Source organism: Clostridioides sp. ES-S-0054-01 (genome assembly GCA_021561035.1).
In the GTDB taxonomy this organism is placed as follows: Bacteria; Bacillota; Clostridia; order Peptostreptococcales; family Peptostreptococcaceae; genus Clostridioides.
In genome coordinates, this window is sequence record CP067346.1 from 1,598,681 (window position 1) to 1,622,585 (window position 23,905).

Here is a 23,905-nt window from a genome sequence, read left to right on the forward strand (position 1 = left end):
CGATGAATAGGAAGAGTAAATCTAATTCGATTGCCAGAGAGAGAAGTCCATCGGCTGGAAGACTTTTTAAATTAGAGGGATTGAAAACTACCTAGGAGCTACTTTCTGAAGTTATCTGTATCAGTAGATTTTAGTAAGAATAGTCGTTAACTGCGTTAAAGTGTAAAGTGAGTTTTCATAATAGATGAAAACTAAATTAGGTGGAACCGCGGGAATAATACTCTCGTCCTTATGTTATAAGGATGAGAGTTTTTTGTTATTTAAAAATATAAATAGTAATTATAATAATTATAAAATAAAAAAGCGATGAATAGGAAGAGTAAATTTAATTCGACTATCAGAGAGGAAAGTTCACAGGCTGAAAGACTTTCTAAGTTTGAGAAATTGAAAACTACCTAGGAGCTGTGGTCTGAAGTTGCTTTAAAAAGTTTTAGTAAGACTGACCGTTAACTGCGTTAAAGTCTAAAGTGGATTTTATCAATAAATGATAAAATCAAATTGGGTGGAACCGCGAGTATGGACTCGTCCCTTTGTATAGGGATGAGTCTATTTTTATTGCAATAAAAGATTGAAAATAAAAAAAAATCGGAAAATTATAAATTTAGGAGGAAAATAAAATGAAGAATAAAGTAAAAATTGGAGTACTAGGATATGGAATTGTAGGAAGTGGACTTATAGATATAATAGATAATAATAAAGCAAAAAGAAACATAGAAATAGTTGGAATTTTAGTTAATAATTTAGAAAAACATAAGGGAAAAAAATACTCTAATATAATAACTAATAATATAGATGATATATTTAATAAAGATATAGATATACTTGTTGAAGTTATGGGTGGTTTAGAACCAACATTATCTTATATTAAAAAAGCGTTAAATGATAAAATTCATGTTGTTACAGCAAATAAAGATTTGTTAGCTGAATGTGGAGATGAACTTGCAAAATTAGCCAGTGAAAATAAAGTAAGTATCAAATTTGAAGCTTCAGTTGCAGGAGGTATACCAGTATTAAAACCAATAATAGAATCACTAGAAGGAAATAACATAGATAGTATAAATGCTATTTTAAATGGAACTACTAACTTCATATTATCTAAAATGTATGATGAGAATCTATCTTATGATATGGCCTTAAGACAGGCTCAAGAATTAGGTTTTGCTGAAGCAAATCCAGAGTCTGATGTACTAGGGTATGATGCTGCTAGAAAACTATCAATATTATCAACTCTAGCTTATGATAATAGAGTGTATTGGAAAGATGTGTATTTAGAAGGAATTACAGATATAGATGAAAAAGATATTGAATATGCAAAAAAATTAAATTGTAAAATAAAATTAATTGGTCAAAGTAAGTATGAAAACGATAAAGTAAGTGCTTTTGTTAGACCTGTTTTAGTAGAAAAAGACAATATTCTTGCTAGAATAGACAATGAGTTTAATGCTGTCATAGTGAATGGAGATTCAGTAGGAGAAGTTTCTTTTGTAGGTAAAGGAGCTGGAAGTTTAGCAACAGGAAGTGCAGTTTATTCAGATATTATAGATATAATAGATAATAGAGTTTCAAGTATAGATTCTTTTACTAAAGATAAAATACAAGTTAATAAAATAGTTAGAGAAAAGTGTGGAGCACTTCTTAGATTTAAAAAATGTAATAAAGATGAAATTCTAGACATAGTTGAGAATTGCTTAGTAAAATTCGATGTTTTAAATGATGATGATGAACTTGCTATTATGGTTTATGCTGACTCTGAATATGAAATAAACAACAGTTTATGTCTGATAAAGGATAAAGGATATTGCGAAAAAATGAATAAAATGTTGAAAATAGGTTAAAAAAGAAAAAATATAAGTTTGTATGTAACATATTTTGAATATTTTAATACTATATAGTATGAGATGAAACAAAACATCTCATAAAAAAATTAAAATTAAAGGGAGAGATATGTTATATGGAAAATAAAAAATATGCAAATGGTGGTTATTCAGAAGATTGGTATGAAAGAGGAGAATCTACAGCTAAATGGTTCAAAAATGATAGAGAAGAATATGAAAGAGAAGAATATGAAAGAGAAGAATATGACGAAGGTAGAGAAAGAAGAGGTTCAAATTCAGGAGAAAATAGACCTAGAAATTGTGAACAATTTAGAAGAGAAGCTGAAAGAAGACAAAGAGAAGCTAGAGAAGCGTTTTGTGAATCTGCAGAAAGAAAAAAAGAAGCATTAGCATATGAATGTGAAGCTAGAAAATTATGGGAAAAAGCAGAAAAATACTGGGATGAATATTCAGAGTACAATTATGAGGGAATAGAATCTTTAGCAGAAGCTGCTAGACTATTTGATAAAGGTATGGAATGTGAATCTAGAAGAAGTGGAAATAATGGAGGAAACAATAATAATTGCCATAAATGCCATAAATGTAATTGTAACTGCTGTAGAAAATAAAAGAATTTCATTGACAAATCAATAGTTAAAATATATCATATTATGTATAATAAAGAGAAAATTCAGAAAAACATTAATGATTAGAAGAAATATAAGTATAGTTATTAGACAAATAGTGCTCAGTTAGTGAGGCGAGTACAATATGATTAGACTCCTATCCTCTGGCTTTTAATAGAGGGTGGGAGTTTTTATTTATTGATATATCTTAAATGAGAATAATATTGAAAAACTAGGAGGTAAAAAATGAAGAGTATTAAAATATCAAGTACGAAAGAAAAGGTAGATGAAAAAGTTTTAAGAGAGCAAGTAAGCTCTATAATAGAAGATATAAGAAGAGATAAAGATGTTGCACTTAAAAAATACAATGAGAAGTTTGATAGAAATACAAGAAATGAATTTAGAATTACTAAAGAAGAGATAAAAGAAGCTTATAAGCATGTAGATGACGAATTTATAAATAACTTGAAGATTGCTGCTGAAAATATAAGGGAATTTGCTAAGGCTCAAAAATCAAGCTTTGAAAGCTCTTTTGAAAAGGAAATTTATCCAGGTGTAATCCTAGGGCAAACTAATATTCCAATAGAGTCATGTCTTGCATATGTTCCTGGTGGTCAGTATCCATTGTTTTCAACAGCTCTTATGCTTATAATACCTGCAAAAGTCGCAGGAGTAAAAAGAATAGTGGCATGTTCACCAACTATGAAAAATACTGAAGATATAAATCCTAAAACATTGGTAGCCATGGATATAGCAGGGGCTGACGAAATATATGCAACTGGGGGAGTTCAAGCTATAGCAGCGTTTACATATGGTACAGAAAAAATTAATCCAGTTGACATAATCGTAGGTCCAGGAAATAAGTTTGTAACTGAAGCTAAAAGACAATGCTATGGTCAAGTAGGAATTGATTTTGTGGCTGGTCCAAGTGAAGTTCTTATAATAGCCGATGAAACTTCAAATCCAGTTTATATTGCAGCTGACTTATTAGCACAATGTGAGCATGATTTAAATGCAAGAGGTATATTGTTGACAAATAGTTTAGAAATAGCGCAAGAAGTTGAAAAAAATATAGAAATTATGCTAAAAGATTTGCCAACGAAGGATATAGCATATAGTTCATGGGAAAATAATGGAGAGATAATTCTGGTTGATGATATAGAGGAAGCCATTAAAATAAGTAATTTTTATGCACCAGAACATTTAGAAGTTGCAGTAAATAAGTATGATGATATTTGTGATAGATTAACGAACTATGGTTCTTTATTTATTGGAAATCTTTCTGCTGAGGTATTTGGTGACTATGTTTCAGGTACCAATCATACATTACCAACACTTAAAGCATCAAGGTATACTGGTGGTGTTTGGGTTGGAACTTTTATAAAAACTTGTACAAAGCAGATATTTAATGAAAAGGCTATACAATCATTAGCACCTGTAGCTGAAAAGCTAGCAAAAGAAGAGGGCTTATATGCACATGCAAAGGCAGCTGAGGTTAGATTTAAAAAATAGTATAAAATTCTGCTATTGTAAATCTAGATTTCGTATTAGATAAAGGATAGGAAAATGCCGCCGACCTGAATAAACACTATATTTTATAGGTCGTCGGCGTTTCTTTTATACCTGTATATGAGGGGATAATACTACTGAACATTGATTCCACTTTTAAGATTGAGTTCAATGACAAATTTACATTTTTATTATATATATTCAGGCAGATAATTGCAACTGGTTTTGTATGACGATATTTTATTTTAGTCAATAGTATAATATGTGTATTTATGTCATGAAAAGAATAGGAACAGTAAAATTTAGTCAGGAAGAATAATTATGAAGCGGACAATAGATAAATTTAATTTTAAGTTTTTATTGAAAATTTATTGACAAATTTAACCTGTAAATATTATACTAAACTTAATAAATAAAGTTTATAAAGTAAGGTGTTGTTTATGAAAAATATAGTTGGAAAACCACAAACGATAAAAAAAGTAAATGAAGATTTAATAAAAAATATTATAAAAAATGAGGGTCCTATAACAAAACCAGAAATTTCAAGCATTACTGAATTGAGTTTAGCTACAGTTAATAAGATTGTAGAGCAATTAGCTTTGAAAAATGAAGTTAAAGTAAGTGGATTGAGTGAATCTACTGGAGGAAGAAGAGCTCAATTATTTGAAATAAATGCAAACTTAGAACACATAATAGCTTTATATTATTATAGAAATAGTTGTATAGGGGTAGTTGCCAATTTATTAGGTGAAATAATTTATCAAGAAGAATTTAATATAAGAATGGATACGTATGAAAACGTTAACCAAGATACTTTTTTTGTTATAGATACTTTAATCAAAAAGGTAAAAGGAAACAATATAAGAGCTATTGGGATTGGCGTCCCAGGAGTTGTAAAAAAAGGTGTAGTTAAAAATATACCAACTATAAAAAGTTGGGAAGGTATAAATTTAGAAAATTTAATAAAGAGTAAATACAATACTAAAGTATTTATAGAAAACGATACAAATATTACTACTATAGGAATTTATCAAAAACAGTATAAAGACGAATATAAAAATATGGCTCTTATGTATTTAGAAGATGGCATTGGCTCAGGTATAGTTATAAATGGTGAATTATATTTAGGTTATACAAATTTTGCTGGAGAATTAAGTTACCTAAATATAGAGTTTGGTAAGTACAACTACAATAATTTAAATCTTGAAGATTATATTATGAGTTTAAGAAAAAGATATTTAGAGAGTAACGATAATAAATTTAAAAAAGAACTTTTATCTATAATATCAAATTTCGTAAGAACTCTTGTATGTGTCTTAAATCCTCAAGCTATGATTATACAATGCAGTATATTGACTAAGACTGACATGGAATTTATAGAAAAAGATGTAAGTAAGAGTGTTGAAGAAGAAAATTTTCCTAAATTAATAAAAGTGGAGTCATTGAGAGAAGGAAGTATAAATGGAGTAATTAGTATGTGTTTAAAAGAAACTGACTATCAATATTCCTTATCTAATAAAAAAGGAGGATATTAATGTGAAATATTTGATTTCAATAGATGGAGGAGGAACAAAAACTAAATTTTGTGTAAGTGATTTAGATGGAAACATACTTAAAGAACATACCACTGGTTCAACTAATTATAAGTCAGTTGGAATTCATAAAACATATGAAAATATTAATAATGGATTTGAAAAAATATTAAAAGATTTGCATATTGATTATGACGATATTGAGTACACTGTATTTGGTATATCTGGGTATGATTCTCCTAATGATTATAAGATTATAATGGATGAAATATTAAAAATTGGGATTAATAAAGAAAAAATATATCTAGTAAATGATGCAGTCTTAGCTTTTTATGCACAAACTGATGCTCCTGGTCTAGTAATAGTAGCTGGTACAGGTTCAATTATATTAGGAATTAAAGAAGATGGAGAAATATATAGAGTTGGTGGATGGGGATACAATTTTAGCGATTTGGGTTCTGGATATGATATAGGAAGAAAATTATTAAAGAAAGTTTTACTTTATTGTGATGAATGTCATGAGTATAGTGACTTATTTAATTGTGTTTTGGATTTCTTTAGAGCAAATAGTTTTGAGCAACTTACATATATGATTACTGAGATAAATAATAATGTTGAAATAGCAAACTTAGCTTCATTAGTGATTGATTGTGCCAAACAAGGTGACAAATTGGCTATTGAAATATTAAGAGAGTCATCAACTGAACTGTCTAAATTAGCTCAAGTAATATTAAGTAAAATATCTAATTCAATGAAAAGGGATAAAAGCGAAATAAATATAGTTTTGTCTGGTGGTACGTTAAATAAAACTGTATATGCTCAAATGTTAATGAATAATTTAAAAACAGAAAATATAGATAAAAATTTAAACTTTATACTTCAAGAAAATCAGCCCGTATATGGAGGTATAAGACTTGCTATGGCATTAGCTAATAGGAGGGTCAAACATGGATAGAAAAAAAGTAATAGTACAAATTTTTACTGGGGGTTTTAAAAATAAAGAAATAAAATTTAATGATATAAAATGTAAGTTACTAGAATTACTGGACTGCATTGATGTAGAAAAGGTTATTATGGGTTGGAGTGTGGATGAAGAATTATATGTAGAAACTAAAAAACTATTAAATAAATATAATGTTGAATTATACCTTTGGTTACCATGCTTTTCAGAAGTAGGATTACTTGAAAAAAGTAATTTACTAGTTGATTATACTGGAAAGGAAGTCAAGGGCTATGCTTTACAAGAAGATGAAAATTTTGAATTTTATTGCCCAAATAATAGGAAAAATATAGAAAATATAAAGAAAATATATAGTACTTATTTTAGTGAAATTGAGTTTGATGGAATTTTTTTAGATAAAATAAGGTATGGCTCTTTTTCGAATAAACTAAATGGTGTTTTTAATTGTTTTTGTAAGGATTGTTTAAATATATATGAAAAAAATAATATTGATAAAAAGTCGTTAATGATAGAAATGAATAGTGTGTCTAATGGAGTTATAAATAATGAAGATACTCCATTTGGTATAATAGAATACGTTAATGGAAAATACAAATTTAAAAATAAAATATGGGAAGATTTTTTTGAAACAAAAAATCAAAATATATACAAGGCATTACTAGAGATAAGTAGTTATTTTAAAAGTAAAGGATTGAAAATAGGTATAGATACATTTTCGCCTTTTATTTCTTACTTTGTAGGTCAAGATTTAGAAAAATTACAAGAAGTAGCAGATTTTATAAAACCAATGATGTATAGAATTACAAAAGCTCCAGCTGGGTTACCATTTGAGTTTGAAAGGATGATTGATGAATCCGTACATAAAAATAAAGAGATTGTAAAAAGAAATTTCTTAGATATTTTAGGAATTAGAGAGTATGAGGGAGATATATATCCTATAAAATTTGTACTAGAGGAAATCGGTTTTATGACAAAAAATCTTAATATAGAGATATATGTAGGAATTGAAATAAATAAAAAAGAAATTATAGCTCCTGTTACACCTAAATACATAAGTGAAAATATTTCAAATATAAATAAGACAGTAGTAAAAGGATATGTTTTATCTTGGGATTTGTTATCAGCACCAAAAGAAAATATTGATGAAATTATAAAATGGTTTAGGAATTAGTGAGGTGATATAGTGAGTAAAATATTGGAAATGCAACAAATATATAAAAGTTTTGGAAAGGTAGATGTTTTAAAGGGGATAAATTTTGAGCTAGAAAAAGGTGAAGTAAGGGCTCTTTTGGGAGCTAATGGGGCAGGAAAATCTACACTTATTAAAATCTTAGGAGGAGTCCATTCTCAAACTAAAGGTAAAGTAATTTTATCTGATAATGAAATAATGTTTAAAAATCCACATCATTCTAAAGAAAATGGGATTAGTATAATTTATCAAGAATTAAGCCTGATACCAACACTTACAGTACTTGAAAATGTTTTCCTTGGTAGAGAAACTTTAAAAGGAATTGTATTTTTAAATAAGAAAGATATGCTCGAAGAGTATATGAAAATTTGTGAAGATTTTGATTTTAATATAGACCCACATACAGTAGTTTCTAATTTAAGTGTAGCAAATCAACAAATGGTTGAGATAATGAAAGCTGTTTCGTGTAATTCTGAAATTATCATAATGGATGAACCGACAACATCACTTACTAATAATGAAAAAGATGGGCTATTTAAAATAATAAGTAGATTAAAGTCTAAAGGTAAAACAATAGTTTATATTTCTCATATATTAGAGGAAGTTTTTAAAGTATGTGATAGTGCAAGTATAATGAAAAATGGGACTATGATTGGAACTTATGATGTAAAAGATTTGACTAAATTAAAAATAACTCAACTTATGACAGGAAACGATAATCACAAACTTATTGAGAAGAAGGATTATACATTTGCAAAGTATGAAGAACCTCCAGTACTAGAAGTTAAGAATATAAGTTGGTCTAACAAAATAAAAAATGTTTCATTTAAAGTTTATAGAGGAGAAGTTGTAGGTCTTGCAGGTCTTGTAGGTTCAAGAAGAACTGAAATTATAAACTTGATATTTGGGATAGATAATAAAGATAGTGGAGATATTTTTATCAATGGTAAAAAAGTAGACATAACTTCTCCTAAAGTTGCTATAAAAAATAAAATAGGATTGATTCCTGAAGATAGAAAAAATCTAGGATTAATTTTAGAACAAGCTATATATACAAATTCAGCATCAGTACAAATTGATAAATTCAAGAAATTCTTGTTTGTAGATAGAAATAGAGAAATTGAGTTTTCTAAAAAAGGTGTCAAGGAATTAGGAATAAAAGTTAGTGATGTAAAGCAAGAGGTAAAAGAGCTTAGTGGTGGAAATCAACAAAAAGTAGTAGTTTCTAAATGGTTAGAGAAAGATTTAGATTTAATAATATATGATGAGCCGACAAAAGGAATAGATATTGCTGCAAAAGAAGATATTTTCAATACAATCAAGGAATTTTCTAGTAAAGGAATAGGAGTAATATTTATATCTTCTGATTTAGAGGAAGTAATAAGAGTAAGTGATAGAATTTTAGTAACTAGAGAAGGTTCTATTGTAGATGATTTAAAAAATGAGAATATAAAAGTTCAAGACATAATGAACAGTATATTTAATGTATAAAAAATGAAAATGGAGGACTGAGATGAAGAAAGCTTTTGAGAAATTAAATTTAAGAGATTATGGAGTGTTACTAGGTTTTTTGGCTTTATGTATAGCTATAAGTATTGCAACTCCATCATTTTTAGGTAAACAAAATATACTTAATCTTTTACGACAATCTTCTATAATCGGAATAATTTCAGCAGGGATGACTTTTGTTATAATATCTGGAAACTTTGATATATCAGTTGGAGCAGTAGCAGCTCTTGCAGGTGCTATAACAATGAAATTTGCAACTGGTGGAACTAATTTGTTTGTATCTATGATTTTAGGTATAGCAATTTGTGCAGTAATAGGATTAATCAATGGGATAGTAGTTGCAAAGATAAATGTACCATCACTGATAGCTACTATGGCTATGGTCACTATTGTAAGAGGATTACTATTGATGCTTACAGGAGGATATCCAATTACTGAAAATATACCAATACTTGATTACATTGGAAATGGATATTTGTTTAATATACCAATACCAGTAGTAATTTTCTTTATAGTAGTATTTGCTTCATTTATTGTACTTAATAAAACTAAGTTTGGTAGATACGTTTATTCTGTAGGAGGTAATCAAGAGGCAAGTAAACTTAATGGTATAAATGTAGATTCTCATAAAATAAAAGTATTTATTATTAATGCTATACTTGCAGGGATAGCTGGTATTGTGCTAACTGGAAGACTTGGAACTGCCACTGCGATTGCAGGTGAAGGATACGATATGGATGCAATTGCATCTGTAGTAATAGGAGGTACATCAGTAGCAGGAGGCTCTGGCTCTGTACTTAAAACTGTTATAGGTGTATTACTTATGAGTGTTATAAACAACAGTTTTAATCTTCTTGGAATAGATGTATACTTCCAGTACATATTTAAAGGATTAATAATTTTAGCAGCAGTTGGGTTTGATTCTTATAGCAAGAAAAAGCTTGCTTCAAGATAAAAAAGAATAGGGGGAATTTTTTTATGAAAAAGTTAATGAAACATTTAGCATTATTGTTATCGCTTATTATGATATTCAGCTTAGTTGGATGTTCAAATAGTGGTAGCAAAGGAAAAGAGGGAGAGAAGAAAATAGCAGTATTACTGCCAGGTTCAACAGGTTACTTTGTAGCAACTAAACAAGGTATAGATGCAAAATCTAAAGAATTAGGTGTAAGTGTAGAATATGCAGATGCTCAATGGGATGCTAGTAAACAATTATCACAGGCAGAAGATTTTATGGCTAAGGGGGTAGATATGATTGCATTATGTGGAGTTGATTCTGCTGTAAGTGAGAGAATAGTTAAAGCTGCTAATGATTCAGATGTTCCTATAATAGCATTTACAAATTCTATAGGAAGTAACCCAACTGGAGAATTTAAAGGTTTAGTTACGTATATAGGACAAAATGAGGAAGAGACTGGAGCATTGACAGGTAAAATTGCTAAAAACTTATTAGGAGAAGCTGGTGGAAAGGCTGTATTAATAGAAGGTGTTCCAGGAACTACTCCACAAGTATTAAGAAAAAAAGGGCTTGAAAAAGAACTAAAAGATAGTAATATAAAAATAGTTTATAATCAAACTTCAAATTGGGAGAAAGAACAAGCTTTAAAAGTAACAGAAGATTTAATTCAAAAGAAAACTGATTTTAATGTTATAATATGCCAAGATGATAACTCTGCTACAGGAGCAGGACAAGCTTTAAAAGATGCTGGTCTTAAAGATAAAGTTAAAGTTATAGGTTTGGGTGGAAGTAAAGATGGATTAAAAGCTATAACTGATGGATTAATAGATGGTACAACTTATATGTCTGCTGTTGAAGAAGGAGGATTAGTCGTAGAAAAAGTATCTAAGTTCCTTAAAGGTGAAAAAGTAGAACCTGTCACACAAATTAAACAAGTTGAAGTTAACAAGGACAATATTTCAGAGTTCAAGGGTGAATGGTAAAGTATTATAGATAGTAAATAAAATTTTCAGAGTTACTTTATATAGTTTCTAAAGTAACTCTTTTTTAAATTTAATTTAGTAATAAATTATTGAATAGTATTTCTAAACAAATAAAAAATTAATATAAACAAAGCCTTAACTATACTAAATTATAAGTAAAATTAATATAAACTTATAGAAAAAAGGAAAACGTCTAAGGCATTGAAATTACTATGGTATAGATGGAGTATTAAAAAAACATAAAAAAACATAAAAAAATTGTTGAAAAAAATATAGAAATTTTGTATAATTAAAAATTTAAAAAGTGCTGTATACAAAGCCAATTCTTTTGTATATAATATATATAAATTCAGAAAAAGGAAGGGATATATATGGCCAGGCGGTTATTTTTAGAAAGGATTGGACTTATATTTTTAGGTTCAGCAATATTAGCATTTGGAGTTTACAATTTTTATTATTTAAACAACATAACAGAAGGTGGAGTGTTAGGTATTTTACTACTGTTAAAAAATTTATTCAATATACAACCAGCAATAGCAAATGTTGTAATAGATGGTTTACTACTTTTAGTAGGATATAAATTTTTCGGTAAAAAATTCCTGATATATTCAATAGTAGCTTCTATAACTTTTTCAATGCTATACGACTTATTTGAAGCTATAGGACCTCTAGTACCACAATCACAAAATATGCTTTTATCAACTGTTTTGGCAGGTATAACTGTTGGAACTGGTGTAGGTATAGTAGTAAAAGCAGGTTGTGCATCAGGAGGAGACGATGCTTTAGCATTAGTAATTTCTAAGACTACATCTTTGAACATAGGGCAAGTTTATTTAGCAACAGATGTTATTGTATTGTTGTTATCATTATTTTATCTATCAGCTTTTGACATTTTTTACTCTTTGATTGCTGTTACAATTAGTGGAAAGGTAATTGATTTTATTTATTATCATGGTAAAAGTTTGGATATGGATATGAGTAATGATATAGTTCCATAATGTTAATATAAATTAAATAACTTTAAATTTTATTAGGGGGTGGCAAATTTGCCACCTTTTTTGTGTCTAAATATTTATAGAAAGCATAATCCCATCTAGATTTTTACAAATCTAAAATATAGAATTGTGTTGGAGTGTCTGGGAATATGGTTGCTAGATGTATATTTTAAAAACTCAATTTTATATTTACGAAATACTAATCAGTAACAGATGTTTCTTAATCCTATCTTTATACCTAAAATGATAAGATAAATGAAGTAGCAATACAAAACTAAAATTTGTAAAAGAAATTAAATGGAGGAGCTAAAATGTTGGATATAGTTATGATAGCATTGTTACTTGTAGGATTTGTTTCCGTGAAGTTACTTGCTGACTGGTGTGGGAAAGAAACTGAAAAAAATTTACAACCTAGTGCGGAAAGCCCACTCATTTAGGTGTGGGATGGATAGCACAAATAGTGTATAAAAAGTATTGACACATACACATATGTTTTTAAATAGTCTTCCAACTTTAAGTCCTTCTGATATAATGCAAAATATAAAAGGTTATACAAGTAAAATATTAAGAGAAGAATTTATTGAATTATCAAAAATGCCTAGTTTATGGACTAGAAGTTATTTTGTATCTACAGCAGAAAATGTATGTAGTGAAACTATTAAAAAATATGTAGAAAATCAGAAAACAAGATATTAGAAAGTGAGGTGAATATTATGTCAAATTATATATTAACATTACAATTAAAGACAGAAAAGTTTCAAGAAGATATTATATGTAATACTTTTGATAAGTATAGAAAAGTATATAATTCATGTTTATCAGAACTATTTAAAAGGTATAACCACATGATAGAATCTAAGGAGTATCAAGCAAATTGTAAATATAAGGGTAAAGATAGAAATAAAATATTTAATGATATTACTAAGAAATATAATTTGACAGAGTATTCACTTCATAATTTTGTTAAACCTATTTGTAAATATTATAAATTACATTCTGCTATATCTCAGAAAATAGCCACAAGATGTTTTAATGCTTTTAGTAAGCAAATAAAGCACCATCAATGTTTTTGACTATGTTAGACAATAAGTTAAAATATAATGGTGAAAAATTATATAAGATAGATACTGCTAAATGTAGAGCTAGTCAATATAATCACTTTTCAGATGAGTACAATAAGAAGGAATTAAAAGAGAGATGGAATAAGGGTGTGGATATTCAAAGAGATTGCTATTCTGCATTTTTAATAATGAATGTTAATGAAAATTTAAAATCAATCAACAGAGAATTGTGTATTGAGACATATGATAACTTTAAAGTATTACATGATAAAGAAATAAGTAGATTAAAGAAATTAAAATTAAATGGCTATAAATTAATATCTAGTATGGGGATATAAAAACTATATAGGTTGAGAAACGAGCCTAATATTAATGTTAATGGTGTCGACAGATACTTTGTTAATAAAAGTCTTAGGGAATATGATTAGTGATAATATGTTGTAGGTTATGATTTATTGTAACTGAGAGTATTATAGAAATTCATGTAGTACCTAAGAACCCCATGCCTTTAGGCGTGGGAGTTTCAGAACAGGTACAGTTAATAATATGCATGATACACTAACTCCTTTAGGAGGGTTAGTACCAACTAATGTTCTCTGGTCTTTCAGTAGCAGTACCAGCAGGGTTTGAAGGAATTTCAAATCCTGGATTCCATGGATTCAAGTATTATATGAATTTACATCTTCAGCAGCCAATAATGGTTCAGGATTTGAAGGTTTAGGAGATAACACTATGTTTTGGAATATAACAAAAAGATAATCCAACTGTACAAAAAGAAGATATACCAACAGATTTACTTACAGCATCAGGTTTAGGACTTGATTCTAATATAAGTCCAGCCTCTGCAAAGGTTCAGATACCTGCTATAGCAAAAGTGTCAGGAATATCAGAAAATAAATTACAAAAAATTGTAGATGATAATACTTCCAAAAAACTTTTTGGAGTTTTAGTAACAAAATATTATACGTGATTTAGTCTAAAGCTTAAAGTTTAAAGAGTGAAAATCGATAATGATTTTCACTTTTTTATTTGAATATTACTAATATTTGGAATAAATCTATTATAAGTATAAAATCCAAAAAAAGGTTGCATTATCAAAATGATAATACTATAATATATTTATCGTTATCAATTTGATAATAAATTTAGGAATGTAGGAGGAAATAGTATGTTATATAATAACGCATTAGAGTTGATAGGAAACACACCTGTAGTAAGGCTGAATAATTTAGGTTGTACTAACGGGTGTTCTAACATATATGTAAAATTAGAAAAAGTAAATCCAGCAGGAAGTATAAAAGATAGAGCAGTTTATGAAATGTTAGAAGGGTTAGAGAAAAGAGGAGAACTAAAAAAGGGAGATGTATTAGTAGAAGCAACTAGTGGAAACACTGGTATTGCATTATCTATGATAGGAAAATTAAAAGGATATGAAGTAGTAATCGTGATGCCTGAAACGATGAGTGTTGAGAGAAGAGATTTAATGAAGGCTTATGGAGCAAATTTGGTACTTACAGATGGTAAAGCTGGAATGGCAGGTTCTATAGAAAAGGCAAATGAACTTTTAAAAGAAAATCCAAACTATAAAAGCTTAAAACAATTTGAAAATAGAGATAATCCAAACGCACATTATAAAACAACAGCAGTTGAAATTATGAATGATGTTAAAGATTTAGATATATTTGTATGTGGAGTAGGAACAGGTGGTACTTTAATAGGAACTGCTAGGTATTTAAAAGAACAAAATCCAAACATAAGAGTAGTTGCACTTGAACCAAAAAAATCTCCAGCTATATCAGAAAACAAGACTGGACCTCATAAAATACAAGGGATAGGTGCTAACTTTGTTCCTGAAAATTATGATTCTAGTGTAGTTGATGAAGTAATATTAGTAGATGATGAAGATGCATTTGATACAGTTAAATTACTTGCAGCAAAAGAGGGAATTTTAGTAGGTATCTCTTCTGGAGCAAATATATTTGGTGCTATAGAAATGGCAAAAAAGTATCCAGATAAAAAGATAGTTACAGTAGCTCCAGATGGAGTTGATAAGTATATGTCGATGGGAATATTTTAATAATTTTATTTGAGGGAGTGAATACTTTGTTTAAGAAAATAAATAAAGATATTGAATATATAATGAAAAATGACCCAGCAGCTAGGTCTAAGATAGAAGTCTTTTTACTTTATCCATCAGTTCATGCAATGATATTGCATAGGATGGCTCATGCTCTTTATAAAAAGAAGATGCTTTTTACAGCAAGATTAATATCCCAGATATCCAGATTTATGACTGGTATAGAAATACATCCTGGTGCTAAAATGGGTGAAGGTATATTGATAGACCATGGAATGGGTGTTGTAATTGGGGAGACAGCTGAAGTAGGTAATAGGGTAACAATATATCAAGGAGCTACTTTAGGAGCTACAGGAAAAGATACTGGAAAGAGACATCCAACTGTTGGTGATGATGTACTAATTGGTGCTGGAACAAAAATACTAGGACCTTTAAATATAGGTTCAAATTCAAAAATTGGTGCAAATTCGGTTGTTGTTAAGGATGTACCTAATGATGCAACAGTTGTTGGTATACCAGCAAAGATAGTAAAAATAAGAAACCTAGAACCTGTAAAAAAGAATAAAAAAGAAGTAGCCTATGAGCATTATGAATTAGACAATGTATATTATATATAGCTTTGCTATAACTATAAAATAAACTTTATAAAAATTATTTTTAAAAGGTATTTTTTTCAAATTTGAGGGCATAATAAAAAAGAACTGAATGTTAAAGTTTTGGTTCATCAATCTTTGATAAACAAGATTTTAAATTTGTAGCGTCTAGGAGGATTTTATTATGAAAGCAAATGTTAATCAAGATACTTGCATAGGTTGTGGATTATGTCCATCAATATGTCCAGAAGTATTTGATATGAAGGATGATGGGAAATCACATGTTATAGTTGACGAAGTACCAAGTGATGCTGAAGAATCAGCAGCAGAAGCTAGAGAAAGCTGTCCAGTTGATGCAATAGATGTGCATTAATAAAACAAATGCCTATAAAAATTGAAGATTCAATTTTTATAGGCATTTGTCTTTTATTCAGTCAATATTTCAACACTTGTTTCTGTAACTAAAACCATACACTCCCATTGAGCAGATAATTTACCATCTCTTGTATAGATAGTCCAATTATTTTCTTCATCAATAAAAATTTCGTGAGTTCCTTCATTTACCATAGGTTCTATTGTGAATATCATTCCAGGAACCAATAACATCTCAGTTCCTTTTTTAGATACGTAACTTACAAAAGGGTCTTCATGAAAGCTTAAGCCAACTCCATGCCCACCAATTTCTCTAACAACAGAGTAGCCATTTTTTTTTGCATAAGAGTTAATAGCATCACCTATATCGCCTAAGAACCCCCATGGTTTAGCAGCCTCAAGACCTTTTTGAACACATTCTTTGGTAACTTGAACTAGTTTTTTTGCATTTTCATTAACATTACCTAACATAAACATTCTTGAAGCATCTGAATAGTATCCATTAAAAATAGTAGAAATATCTACATTTATAATGTCTCCATCTTTTAAGATAATGTCCTTACTAGGAATACCATGACACACTTCATTGTTTATTGATGTACATACACTCTTAGGAAATCCATTGTAGTCCAGTGGAGCAGGAATAGCTCCATTTTGTACTGTAAAGTCATGAACCAATTTATTTATATCTTCTGTAGACATTCCAATTTCAATTTTATCTGAAATATAATCTAAAATCTTTGTATTTATTACTGCACTCTTTTTTATTTCTTCAATTTGTTTTGGATTTTTAATAATATCATGAGTTGGTACAATATGACCTAGCTTTGCAAATGAATCTATTTTATTATCCATATCCATATGGCATTTTTTATATTTTTTAGTACTTCCACACCAACAACTATCATTTCTATTCAACTTCATAGCTCTTCATCCTTTTTCTATTATTTATTTAAATTATGGTTTACATAAACTATTTTAAAATATAGCCATTATGAATATTATAACATAAATAATAAGAAATCTTTTAATGATAGTATTTTATTAAAAATATAAATTGTCATCTTACCATCATTTATGAAGAGGGTATAGTTAAATTATTATTATGTCCAAAATTTAGTATTAGACCTATGTGAAGTATGTTTTATACATATATATTAGAATTACTGTTAAGAATAAATATTATGTAAAATCAACAGCATTCTTATCAATTTTATAATATAATATTCATATATTTAACTTAAGGATGTGATTTAAGATGTATTTTACATATATTATAAGATGTAAAGATGATTCTCTATATACTGGATATACTAGTGATATAGTTAGAAGAATGAATGAACATAAGTCGGGAATTAATTCAAAGTATACAAGAGCGAAAGGATTTAAAAAACTAGAAATTTATTTTGCAACCAATACAAAAAGTAATGCAATGAAACTGGAATGTTATATAAAAAAATTAACTAGAAATAAAAAATTGTCTATAATAAAAAATCCAGATGTACTTATAGATTTAATTGACAATAAATATGATTATGTTATTGGAAAAGAACTAGAAGAGTTAGCATAAATCTCTATTGTAGCTTTATAGTGAGTGTATATTGTGTAAAAACTTGACAATAAATACTATTGTAATATAATGAAGTTATAAATATATAAATTAAAATAGCTAGGGGAGCCAAGAGCTGAGAGGAATACCGACCCTTACACCTGATCTGGATAATACCAGCGTAGGAAAGCTTAGTATAAAACTTAAGTATGTATTATTTATGATATATGCGACTTCTAAGCTATACCTATTGTAGGTATGGCTTTTTTAATTAGATTATTTAAATTAAACTTTAGGAGGAAATAATGAGCAATTATAAGATACCAACGCTTACGATAGCTGGGTCAGATTCATCTGGAGGAGCTGGAATTCAGGCAGATTTGAAAACTTTTAGTGCAATTGGAACTTATGGCATGAGTGTAATAACAGCCATAACAGCACAAAATACTCAAGGAGTTTTTGCTGTAGAAGATTTAAGTAAGGAAATAATAAAAAAACAGATAGAGGCAGTATTTGAAGATATACCTCCAAAAGCTGTAAAAATAGGAATGGTTTCAAGCCCTGAAATTATACTTGAAATAGTTGAGAATCTAAAGAGATACAGTCCAAAATATTTGGTAGTAGACCCAGTGATGATATCTAAAAGTGGATATTATCTATTAAAGCCAGAGGCAAAAGAAAACTTAATTAAACATTTGATACCACTTGCATACATAATTACACCAAATATACCAGAGGCAGAAGAAATTACAGGAATAAAAATACATAATGTAGATGATATGAATAGAGTAGGAAAAGAAATACTACAGCTTGGACCTAAATTTGTACTTATGAAAGGAGGTCATTTAGATGGAGAAGCAGTGGATATTTTAGTTGGTAAAAATATATTTAAAGTTTATAAAAGCGAAAGAATTGATAAAAAAAATACACATGGAACAGGATGTACATTATCTTCTGCAATAACATCTTATTTAGCATTAGGATATGAAATGACAGAAGCAGTAAATTTAAGTAAAATCTATATAACAGAAGCAATAAAAAGAAGTTTTGATATAGGGCATGGAGTAGGGCCAGTACATCATTTTTATAAATTTGAATAATAAAAAATTGTTGGAGGTAGAATATGTATAATTTAATTAAGGACGTAAAAGAACTAAATCCATTGGTAATTCATTATACTAATAATGTAACTATAAATGATTGTGCTAATGTAACTTTAGCTATAGGAGCAAGTCCTCTTATGAGTTTTTCATATGAGGAAGTAGAAGAAATGGTAAGTATAGCAAACTCTGTAGTAATAAATATAGGAACTATGAATTCAAATATGTTAGATTTATTTTTATTAGCAGGAAAAGCAGCAAATAAGTACAATAAACCTGTTATATTAGACCCAGTTGGAGTATTTGCAAGCAATGCTAGGGCAGAACTTACAAGTAGACTTTTAAATGAAGTCAAATTTAATGTTGTTAAGGGGAATATGGCAGAAATAAAGTTTATAGGTGGTTTTGATGTAAGGGGGAAAGGTGTAGATTCATTTGATGAAGAAGAAGATTCTACTGATATAATAAGAAAGGTTTCTGAAAAGCTTGAATGTATAATCGTAGCAACTGGGAAAACAGATATAATAACTAATGGTAAAAGTACATATAAAATAAACAATGGAACTAATAAATTAAAAGGAATTACAGGGACTGGATGTATGACTGCTAGCTTGATTGCAAGTTTTATGGCTGTTACTGATAATATATTAGAAGCAGCAACAATGGGTGTTCTTACAATGTCTTTAAGTGGAGAATTGGCTAATTTAAATAATCCACCAATAGGGACATTTAAAGAAAATCTTATGAACGCTGTTTATCAAATGGACATAGATACTTTAAGTAAAAATTCTAGTATTGAATTTTTAAATGAATAAAGTGTAAGAGGAGATTTAAAATGATAGATAAAGAATATTTAAAAAAATACTTAAAGTTGTACTTAGTAACTGACTCTGAAATGCTTGAAGGGAGAGATTTTTGCAAATGTATTGAAGATGCAATAGTTTCTGGAATAACAACTGTACAACTTAGAGAAAAAAATACTTCTGGAAGAGAGTTTTTAAAAAAAGCTATGGAGCTTAGAGAAATAACTAAAAGATATGGAGTTAAATTTATAGTAAATGATAGAGTGGATATAGCACTTATCTGTGATGCAGATGGAGTGCATGTAGGTCAAAGTGACATTGATGCGAGAGAAGTTAGAAAACTTATAGGAAACGATAAGATACTAGGTGTATCAGCAAGGACTTTAGAAGAAGCTATTCATGCAAAAAATGATGGTGCAGATTATTTAGGAGTAGGGTCTATATTTACGACATCTACTAAATTAGATGCAAAATCAGCTTCATTTGAAACTGTTAAAGAAATTAGAGAAAAAGTAGATATACCATTTGTACTAATTGGAGGTATAAAATTAGACAATGTAGATAAACTTAAATGTTTAGATAGTGATGGGTATGCTATAATATCAGCCATACTAAAAGCTGAAGATATATCTAAAGAAGTAGAAAAGTGGATATTAAAAATATAAAATTAGCATTGGTAGTGAAAAAAATGGGAAAATTTGATATAATCTAAGAGTAAAATTTAAGCAGTTATAAATGATAAACTTTTCTACGTATACTTTTTAATCAAGATATATGTAGATTTGATTAAAAAGGAGTCATGAATGATTAGGATATTGTTAGTATGTGTTGGAGGTATGTCTTCTACTCTATTGGTAAATAAAATGGAGAAGGATGCAAAAAAAAGAAATATAGACTGTAAAATATGGGCAGTTGGAGAAGGAAATATAGAATCGGAACTTGGTAACTTTGATATTTTACTTCTTGGACCACAACTTAGATTTATGTTTGATGACGTAAAATCTATAGTTGGAGATAGAGCTCCAGTGTCTATAATAGATATGGTAAACTATGGTACTTGTAATGGTCATGCTGTGTTAAATTCAGTTTTAGAAATATTAAAATAAATAATAAAAAAGGGTGTCTCAAAATGAACTTTTTAGTTCATGAGGCACTCTTTTTGTATGAAATCAAATATATTTTCATCATTTTAACAATAAAAAAGAGACTTATCTCTATTTTGGATATGTCCCTGTCAAGTAGACAGACTTAAAAAAGGCTATCTTTACGCACAATGAGTTCGATATTCAATCGGACTCATTCCGTTTTTTAATTGTATTCTTTCATTATTATAAAAATAAATATAATCATTTATTAGACTAATCATTTTCTTTGGATCTGTAGTATCAATTAAATATATTAATTCAGATTTAAAATGACTGAAAAAACTTTCTATGGGAGCATTATCCCAGCAGTTGCCCCTTCGGGACATTGATTGTATAATACCATTATCCTTAAGCCTTTTAGAGTAAGATCTACTTGTATATTGTGAACCTTGATCTGTATGTAAAATACAATCTTTAGCTAAATTCATATTTATTAGTTGATTTACTGTATTATTAACTAATTTAGTATCCATTTTTGTACTTATCTCATATGCCACTATTTCACCATTAAATAAATCTTTGGCTACATTCATATATAAGAATTTTTTACCGATAGGTATGTATGTTATATCCATACAAATTTTTTCTAATGGTTGATTAGCTCTAAATTCACGATTTAATATATTATCATATATCTCATATGATTTAAACTTACGTCTATATACTTTCTTTCTAATAATAGATTTAATACCTAGTTCTTTCATCAACCTATATACTCTCTTATGATTAATAGGGCTATCAAGTATTTTATTTAAATAAGTACAAATTCTTTTTCTACCGTAAGTTCCTCTATATTTTTTATGTATTTCAATTATATAATCCTTAATAATTCTATCTTTGATACCCCTATCGGAAGATTTTTTAGAATAACTTAGCCATTTATAGTAACCGCTTCTTGACACACCTATCAACTTACACATACTAGAAATACTATACTTCCTAGACATAAGTTTAATTGTTTTAAATTTATCGCTTACTTTGACTTGTCCAATAGGGTACTTAACTTTTTTAAGAATTCATTCTCCATGCGTAAGTACTTCAATTCTTCTTCAACAGATTTAAATTTTCTATTATCATTTTCTAGACTAATATTTTTAAATCTGCCCCTAGTTTCATCATTAAATGCAGTTTTACCTTTATTTTTATAATCTTTTACCCAGTTTTGAACTTGTGTTTTGCTTCTTATATTCAGCATCTCAGCAATTTTGTATGATGAGTATCCTTCTTTTATATATAAGTTTACAGCTTTTAGTTTAAGTTCTTTGCTATATTTTTTGTGTTTTTTAGACATAGAAAAACCCCCTTAGAGTATACGCTTTTTAGACCTATTATAATAGCCTTTTATTTAAATGTCTACTATAAGGGGATTATACTAATTTTGAGATAGCCTCTTTTTGTTATTTTTCATTATGGATTTAAAACTTAGCTTACCATTTCCTTTTTTAATCTCCACATAGCAAGTGAAAAACTTGCACAGCACAATATTAAGAATAATAGAATAACAGGTAGTATATCTCCAATAAGAATAGTTTCACCGAATATTAAGCTACGTAAAGCATTAATAACATGGGTAAATGGATTGAGCATTACTGCTACTTTTAATCCTCCAGATAAATTTTCTATAGGGAAAAGTGCTGAACTTAAAAAGAAAATAGGGAGTACAATTGCAGTCATAATTGTTTCATAAACTATTTCATTTGGCAATAATAAACTTATAGAATAAGCTAGACTTGATAAAAAAAAGGCTGTCATAAATATCAGTACTATCATAAGTATGATTCCACCAATGCCAGATTCTATCCTTACTGAAAAGAATATACTTACTATACACAAAATAGCTACTTCTAGAAAAGAAACTAAGATAGCTTCTAATAATTGACCAAGGACGATTGAATACCTACTAATAGGTGCAATTAAGACTCTATAGAAACTTCCACTGTTTTTCATTATGAAGTTGATGATACCACCACTACTACATGAAGAAAACACAACCAGTACAATGATACCTGGTAGTATAAAAGCAGTATAATTACTGATATTCATATTATTCATACTTTGGTTTGCAATAGAGCTATAAAGTACAAGCCAAAGAAAAGGTTGTAATATAGTAACTACAAATGAAATTGGATTTTTAAAACGCCATTTCATACTACGCCATAAGATATTTAACATTCCCATCCCTCCTTTAAGTCTTTTTTAGAACTTGTCAATGCTAAAAATACATCTTCTAGACTTGGCTCCACAATTTCTATTGCATCAAACTGTATATCACGTTCTAAAAGCCATTTATTTATCAAAGTAAAAGCAACTCTACTATCACTTACACTTATAAAAATTGAATTTTCTCGTACGCTCATAAACTTGACTAAACCGATATTTTTAATTGCATCTTTATATTTTTTTATATCTTCGATATTATGAAAAGCTATACGTAGTATGTTTTGTCTAATGTAACTACGTAAACTGGATGGTGTTCCTTGTGCTAAATCTTTTCCGTTTTTCATAATACAAATATTATCACTCAATTCTTCAGCTTCTTCAAGATAATGAGTAGTTAGAAATATAGTTGTGCCATACTCATCTCTAATTTTTAATAACATATCCCACATAGATTTTCTTGAATCTACATCCATACCAACAGTTGGCTCATCTAGAAATAGAATTTTAGGAGATGATACCATATTCATAGCTATGTCCAATCTACGCTTTACCCCGCCAGAATATGATGAAGTAGGGTATTTTAAGTAATTAGATAAGTCGAATTTATCAATTAAAGATTCTATTCTTTGTTTTGCAATCTGTGGTTCTACTTTATACATCTTGCTTTGAAATACCATATTCTCCATAAGAGATAGATGTTCATCAATAGAGATTTGTTGTGCTACACAAGCAATTTGAGTACGTATCCAAGAAGGATTATCGACTAAATCTTTTCCAAACATTGTTACATTTCCAGATGTAGGTTTGTAAAAAGTAGTCAAAATATTGATAAGAGAAGATTTACCAGCACCATTAGGACCAAGTAAAGAAAAAATTTCTCCAGCATTTACATTAAAACTTAGACCATTTAAAGCTTTAACACCATTTTTATATTCTTTTACTAAATTGTCTATTTCAATCGCTAACATA

The 23,905-nt window shown here is 28.6% G+C and carries 25 protein-coding genes, 3 pseudogenes, 1 riboswitch and 2 other annotated features (1 of these 31 only partly in view); of the genes and pseudogenes, 23 read left to right on the forward strand and 5 right to left on the reverse strand.

Annotated features, from left to right (window positions below):
• Window positions 1-234, forward strand: a binding site (T-box leader); it begins 7 nt to the left of the window's first position.
• Between the two features lie 63 nt (window positions 235-297).
• Window positions 298-533, forward strand: a binding site (T-box leader).
• 84 nt (window positions 534-617) lie between these two features.
• From JJC02_07690 to JJC02_07775, 18 genes and pseudogenes are all read left to right on the forward strand, one after another.
• Entirely contained in the window at window positions 618-1,835 is a 1,218-nt protein-coding gene (locus tag JJC02_07690) for a homoserine dehydrogenase (GenBank protein ID UDN56038.1), read from the forward strand.
• A gap of 116 nt (window positions 1,836-1,951) precedes the next feature.
• Window positions 1,952-2,443, forward strand: coding sequence for a hypothetical protein (locus JJC02_07695; protein ID UDN56039.1), 492 nt, complete (start codon window positions 1,952-1,954; stop codon window positions 2,441-2,443).
• 243 nt (window positions 2,444-2,686) lie between these two features.
• The gene (hisD, locus tag JJC02_07700; protein UDN56040.1) at window positions 2,687-3,952 is read left to right on the forward strand and encodes a histidinol dehydrogenase; all 1,266 of its coding nucleotides are present in this window, start codon (window positions 2,687-2,689) and stop codon (window positions 3,950-3,952) included.
• A gap of 437 nt (window positions 3,953-4,389) precedes the next feature.
• Window positions 4,390-5,484 (forward strand): ROK family protein, encoded by a 1,095-nt coding sequence (locus tag JJC02_07705; GenBank protein ID UDN56041.1) that lies wholly within the window; start codon window positions 4,390-4,392, stop codon window positions 5,482-5,484.
• Window position 5,485: 1 nt separating this feature from the next.
• The gene (locus JJC02_07710) at window positions 5,486-6,436 is read left to right on the forward strand and encodes an N-acetylglucosamine kinase (protein ID UDN56042.1); all 951 of its coding nucleotides are present in this window, start codon (window positions 5,486-5,488) and stop codon (window positions 6,434-6,436) included.
• Window positions 6,429-7,613 (forward strand): hypothetical protein, encoded by a 1,185-nt coding sequence (locus JJC02_07715; protein ID UDN56043.1) that lies wholly within the window; start codon window positions 6,429-6,431, stop codon window positions 7,611-7,613. Before JJC02_07710 ends, JJC02_07715 begins: the two co-directional genes overlap by 8 nt.
• 12 nt (window positions 7,614-7,625) lie before the next feature.
• On the forward strand, window positions 7,626-9,122 hold the full coding sequence (locus tag JJC02_07720) for a sugar ABC transporter ATP-binding protein (GenBank protein UDN56044.1): 1,497 nt from the start codon (window positions 7,626-7,628) through the stop codon (window positions 9,120-9,122).
• A gap of 22 nt (window positions 9,123-9,144) precedes the next feature.
• Complete coding sequence (locus tag JJC02_07725) at window positions 9,145-10,095, forward strand: ABC transporter permease (GenBank protein ID UDN56045.1); 951 nt, start codon at window positions 9,145-9,147, stop codon at window positions 10,093-10,095.
• A 23-nt stretch (window positions 10,096-10,118) separates the two neighbouring features.
• A complete protein-coding gene (locus JJC02_07730; GenBank protein UDN56046.1) occupies window positions 10,119-11,081 on the forward strand; it encodes a sugar ABC transporter substrate-binding protein in 963 nt (320 codons plus the stop codon).
• A 371-nt stretch (window positions 11,082-11,452) separates the two neighbouring features.
• The gene (locus JJC02_07735) at window positions 11,453-12,079 is read left to right on the forward strand and encodes a YitT family protein (protein ID UDN56047.1); all 627 of its coding nucleotides are present in this window, start codon (window positions 11,453-11,455) and stop codon (window positions 12,077-12,079) included.
• A 477-nt stretch (window positions 12,080-12,556) separates the two neighbouring features.
• A pseudogene (tnpA, locus tag JJC02_07740) lies at window positions 12,557-12,772 on the forward strand (IS200/IS605 family transposase).
• A 17-nt stretch (window positions 12,773-12,789) separates the two neighbouring features.
• Window positions 12,790-13,149 carry a hypothetical protein gene (locus JJC02_07745; protein UDN56048.1) on the forward strand — a complete coding sequence of 120 codons (360 nt, stop codon included), beginning with the start codon at window positions 12,790-12,792 and terminating at the stop codon, window positions 13,147-13,149.
• Window positions 13,140-13,475, forward strand: a complete 336-nt coding sequence (locus JJC02_07750) for a hypothetical protein (GenBank protein UDN56462.1) — start codon at window positions 13,140-13,142, stop codon at window positions 13,473-13,475. Before JJC02_07745 ends, JJC02_07750 begins: the two co-directional genes overlap by 10 nt.
• Window positions 13,476-13,768: 293 nt before the next feature.
• Window positions 13,769-13,887: pseudogene (locus JJC02_07755) on the forward strand (potassium-transporting ATPase subunit KdpA).
• A 1-nt stretch (window position 13,888) separates the two neighbouring features.
• Window positions 13,889-14,107 (forward strand): annotated as a pseudogene (locus JJC02_07760) (potassium-transporting ATPase subunit C).
• A gap of 198 nt (window positions 14,108-14,305) precedes the next feature.
• Complete coding sequence (cysK, locus tag JJC02_07765) at window positions 14,306-15,214, forward strand: cysteine synthase A (GenBank protein UDN56049.1); 909 nt, start codon at window positions 14,306-14,308, stop codon at window positions 15,212-15,214.
• A 26-nt stretch (window positions 15,215-15,240) separates the two neighbouring features.
• A complete protein-coding gene (cysE, locus tag JJC02_07770) occupies window positions 15,241-15,831 on the forward strand; it encodes a serine O-acetyltransferase (protein UDN56050.1) in 591 nt (196 codons plus the stop codon).
• A gap of 160 nt (window positions 15,832-15,991) precedes the next feature.
• Complete coding sequence (locus JJC02_07775) at window positions 15,992-16,180, forward strand: ferredoxin (GenBank protein UDN56051.1); 189 nt, start codon at window positions 15,992-15,994, stop codon at window positions 16,178-16,180.
• 53 nt (window positions 16,181-16,233) lie between these two features.
• On the opposite strand, the gene JJC02_07780 is transcribed toward JJC02_07775, so the two are convergent.
• Complete coding sequence (locus JJC02_07780) at window positions 16,234-17,103, reverse strand: methionyl aminopeptidase (protein ID UDN56052.1); 870 nt, start codon at window positions 17,101-17,103, stop codon at window positions 16,234-16,236.
• A 334-nt stretch (window positions 17,104-17,437) separates the two neighbouring features.
• Between JJC02_07780 and JJC02_07785 the strand changes: the two genes are divergently transcribed.
• From JJC02_07785 to JJC02_07805, 5 genes are all read left to right on the forward strand, one after another.
• Window positions 17,438-17,749 (forward strand): GIY-YIG nuclease family protein, encoded by a 312-nt coding sequence (locus JJC02_07785; protein UDN56053.1) that lies wholly within the window; start codon window positions 17,438-17,440, stop codon window positions 17,747-17,749.
• A gap of 91 nt (window positions 17,750-17,840) precedes the next feature.
• Window positions 17,841-17,933: riboswitch (TPP riboswitch) on the forward strand.
• Window positions 17,934-18,033: 100 nt separating this feature from the next.
• Window positions 18,034-18,828: a bifunctional hydroxymethylpyrimidine kinase/phosphomethylpyrimidine kinase gene (thiD, locus tag JJC02_07790; GenBank protein UDN56054.1), complete on the forward strand. Its 795-nt coding sequence runs from the start codon at window positions 18,034-18,036 to the stop codon at window positions 18,826-18,828.
• Between the two features lie 23 nt (window positions 18,829-18,851).
• A complete protein-coding gene (thiM, locus tag JJC02_07795; protein ID UDN56055.1) occupies window positions 18,852-19,643 on the forward strand; it encodes a hydroxyethylthiazole kinase in 792 nt (263 codons plus the stop codon).
• Between the two features lie 20 nt (window positions 19,644-19,663).
• Window positions 19,664-20,296 (forward strand): thiamine phosphate synthase, encoded by a 633-nt coding sequence (gene thiE / locus JJC02_07800; GenBank protein UDN56056.1) that lies wholly within the window; start codon window positions 19,664-19,666, stop codon window positions 20,294-20,296.
• A 138-nt stretch (window positions 20,297-20,434) separates the two neighbouring features.
• Window positions 20,435-20,737 carry a PTS sugar transporter subunit IIB gene (locus JJC02_07805; GenBank protein ID UDN56057.1) on the forward strand — a complete coding sequence of 101 codons (303 nt, stop codon included), beginning with the start codon at window positions 20,435-20,437 and terminating at the stop codon, window positions 20,735-20,737.
• Between the two features lie 158 nt (window positions 20,738-20,895).
• On the opposite strand, the gene JJC02_07810 is transcribed toward JJC02_07805, so the two are convergent.
• The 4 genes from JJC02_07810 to JJC02_07825 form a co-directional block, all read right to left on the reverse strand.
• Window positions 20,896-21,792, reverse strand: coding sequence for an IS3 family transposase (locus tag JJC02_07810; protein ID UDN56401.1), 897 nt, complete (start codon window positions 21,790-21,792; stop codon window positions 20,896-20,898).
• Window positions 21,750-22,067, reverse strand: coding sequence for a transposase (locus JJC02_07815; GenBank protein ID UDN56058.1), 318 nt, complete (start codon window positions 22,065-22,067; stop codon window positions 21,750-21,752). The genes JJC02_07810 and JJC02_07815 overlap by 43 nt, the downstream gene beginning before the upstream one ends.
• Window positions 22,068-22,198: 131 nt before the next feature.
• A complete protein-coding gene (locus JJC02_07820) occupies window positions 22,199-22,948 on the reverse strand; it encodes an ABC transporter permease (protein UDN56059.1) in 750 nt (249 codons plus the stop codon).
• Window positions 22,942-23,904, reverse strand: a complete 963-nt coding sequence (locus tag JJC02_07825; GenBank protein ID UDN56060.1) for an ABC transporter ATP-binding protein — start codon at window positions 23,902-23,904, stop codon at window positions 22,942-22,944. The genes JJC02_07820 and JJC02_07825 overlap by 7 nt, the downstream gene beginning before the upstream one ends.
• Between the last annotated feature and the right edge of the window lies 1 nt (window position 23,905).

What these genes read in the sequence shown, in the direction of transcription:
- JJC02_07690 (UDN56038.1), top strand. Translation starts at nt 618, where the DNA reads ATGAAGAATAAAGTAAAAATTGGAGTACTAGGATATGGAATTGTAGGA.
- JJC02_07695 (UDN56039.1), top strand. Translation starts at nt 1,952, where the DNA reads ATGGAAAATAAAAAATATGCAAATGGTGGTTATTCAGAAGATTGGTAT.
- hisD (UDN56040.1), top strand. Translation starts at nt 2,687, where the DNA reads ATGAAGAGTATTAAAATATCAAGTACGAAAGAAAAGGTAGATGAAAAA.
- JJC02_07705 (UDN56041.1), top strand. Translation starts at nt 4,390, where the DNA reads ATGAAAAATATAGTTGGAAAACCACAAACGATAAAAAAAGTAAATGAA.
- JJC02_07715 (UDN56043.1), top strand. Translation starts at nt 6,429, where the DNA reads ATGGATAGAAAAAAAGTAATAGTACAAATTTTTACTGGGGGTTTTAAA.
- JJC02_07725 (UDN56045.1), top strand. Translation starts at nt 9,145, where the DNA reads ATGAAGAAAGCTTTTGAGAAATTAAATTTAAGAGATTATGGAGTGTTA.
- JJC02_07730 (UDN56046.1), top strand. Translation starts at nt 10,119, where the DNA reads ATGAAAAAGTTAATGAAACATTTAGCATTATTGTTATCGCTTATTATG.
- JJC02_07735 (UDN56047.1), top strand. Translation starts at nt 11,453, where the DNA reads ATGGCCAGGCGGTTATTTTTAGAAAGGATTGGACTTATATTTTTAGGT.
- JJC02_07745 (UDN56048.1), top strand. Translation starts at nt 12,790, where the DNA reads ATGTCAAATTATATATTAACATTACAATTAAAGACAGAAAAGTTTCAA.
- JJC02_07750 (UDN56462.1), top strand. Translation starts at nt 13,140, where the DNA reads ATGTTTTTGACTATGTTAGACAATAAGTTAAAATATAATGGTGAAAAA.
- cysK (UDN56049.1), top strand. Translation starts at nt 14,306, where the DNA reads ATGTTATATAATAACGCATTAGAGTTGATAGGAAACACACCTGTAGTA.
- JJC02_07775 (UDN56051.1), top strand. Translation starts at nt 15,992, where the DNA reads ATGAAAGCAAATGTTAATCAAGATACTTGCATAGGTTGTGGATTATGT.
- JJC02_07780 (UDN56052.1), bottom strand. Translation starts at nt 17,103, where the DNA reads ATGAAGTTGAATAGAAATGATAGTTGTTGGTGTGGAAGTACTAAAAAA.
- JJC02_07785 (UDN56053.1), top strand. Translation starts at nt 17,438, where the DNA reads ATGTATTTTACATATATTATAAGATGTAAAGATGATTCTCTATATACT.
- thiD (UDN56054.1), top strand. Translation starts at nt 18,034, where the DNA reads ATGAGCAATTATAAGATACCAACGCTTACGATAGCTGGGTCAGATTCA.
- thiM (UDN56055.1), top strand. Translation starts at nt 18,852, where the DNA reads ATGTATAATTTAATTAAGGACGTAAAAGAACTAAATCCATTGGTAATT.
- thiE (UDN56056.1), top strand. Translation starts at nt 19,664, where the DNA reads ATGATAGATAAAGAATATTTAAAAAAATACTTAAAGTTGTACTTAGTA.
- JJC02_07805 (UDN56057.1), top strand. Translation starts at nt 20,435, where the DNA reads ATGATTAGGATATTGTTAGTATGTGTTGGAGGTATGTCTTCTACTCTA.
- JJC02_07815 (UDN56058.1), bottom strand. Translation starts at nt 22,067, where the DNA reads ATGTCTAAAAAACACAAAAAATATAGCAAAGAACTTAAACTAAAAGCT.
- JJC02_07820 (UDN56059.1), bottom strand. Translation starts at nt 22,948, where the DNA reads ATGTTAAATATCTTATGGCGTAGTATGAAATGGCGTTTTAAAAATCCA.
- JJC02_07825 (UDN56060.1), bottom strand. Translation starts at nt 23,904, where the DNA reads ATGTTAGCGATTGAAATAGACAATTTAGTAAAAGAATATAAAAATGGT.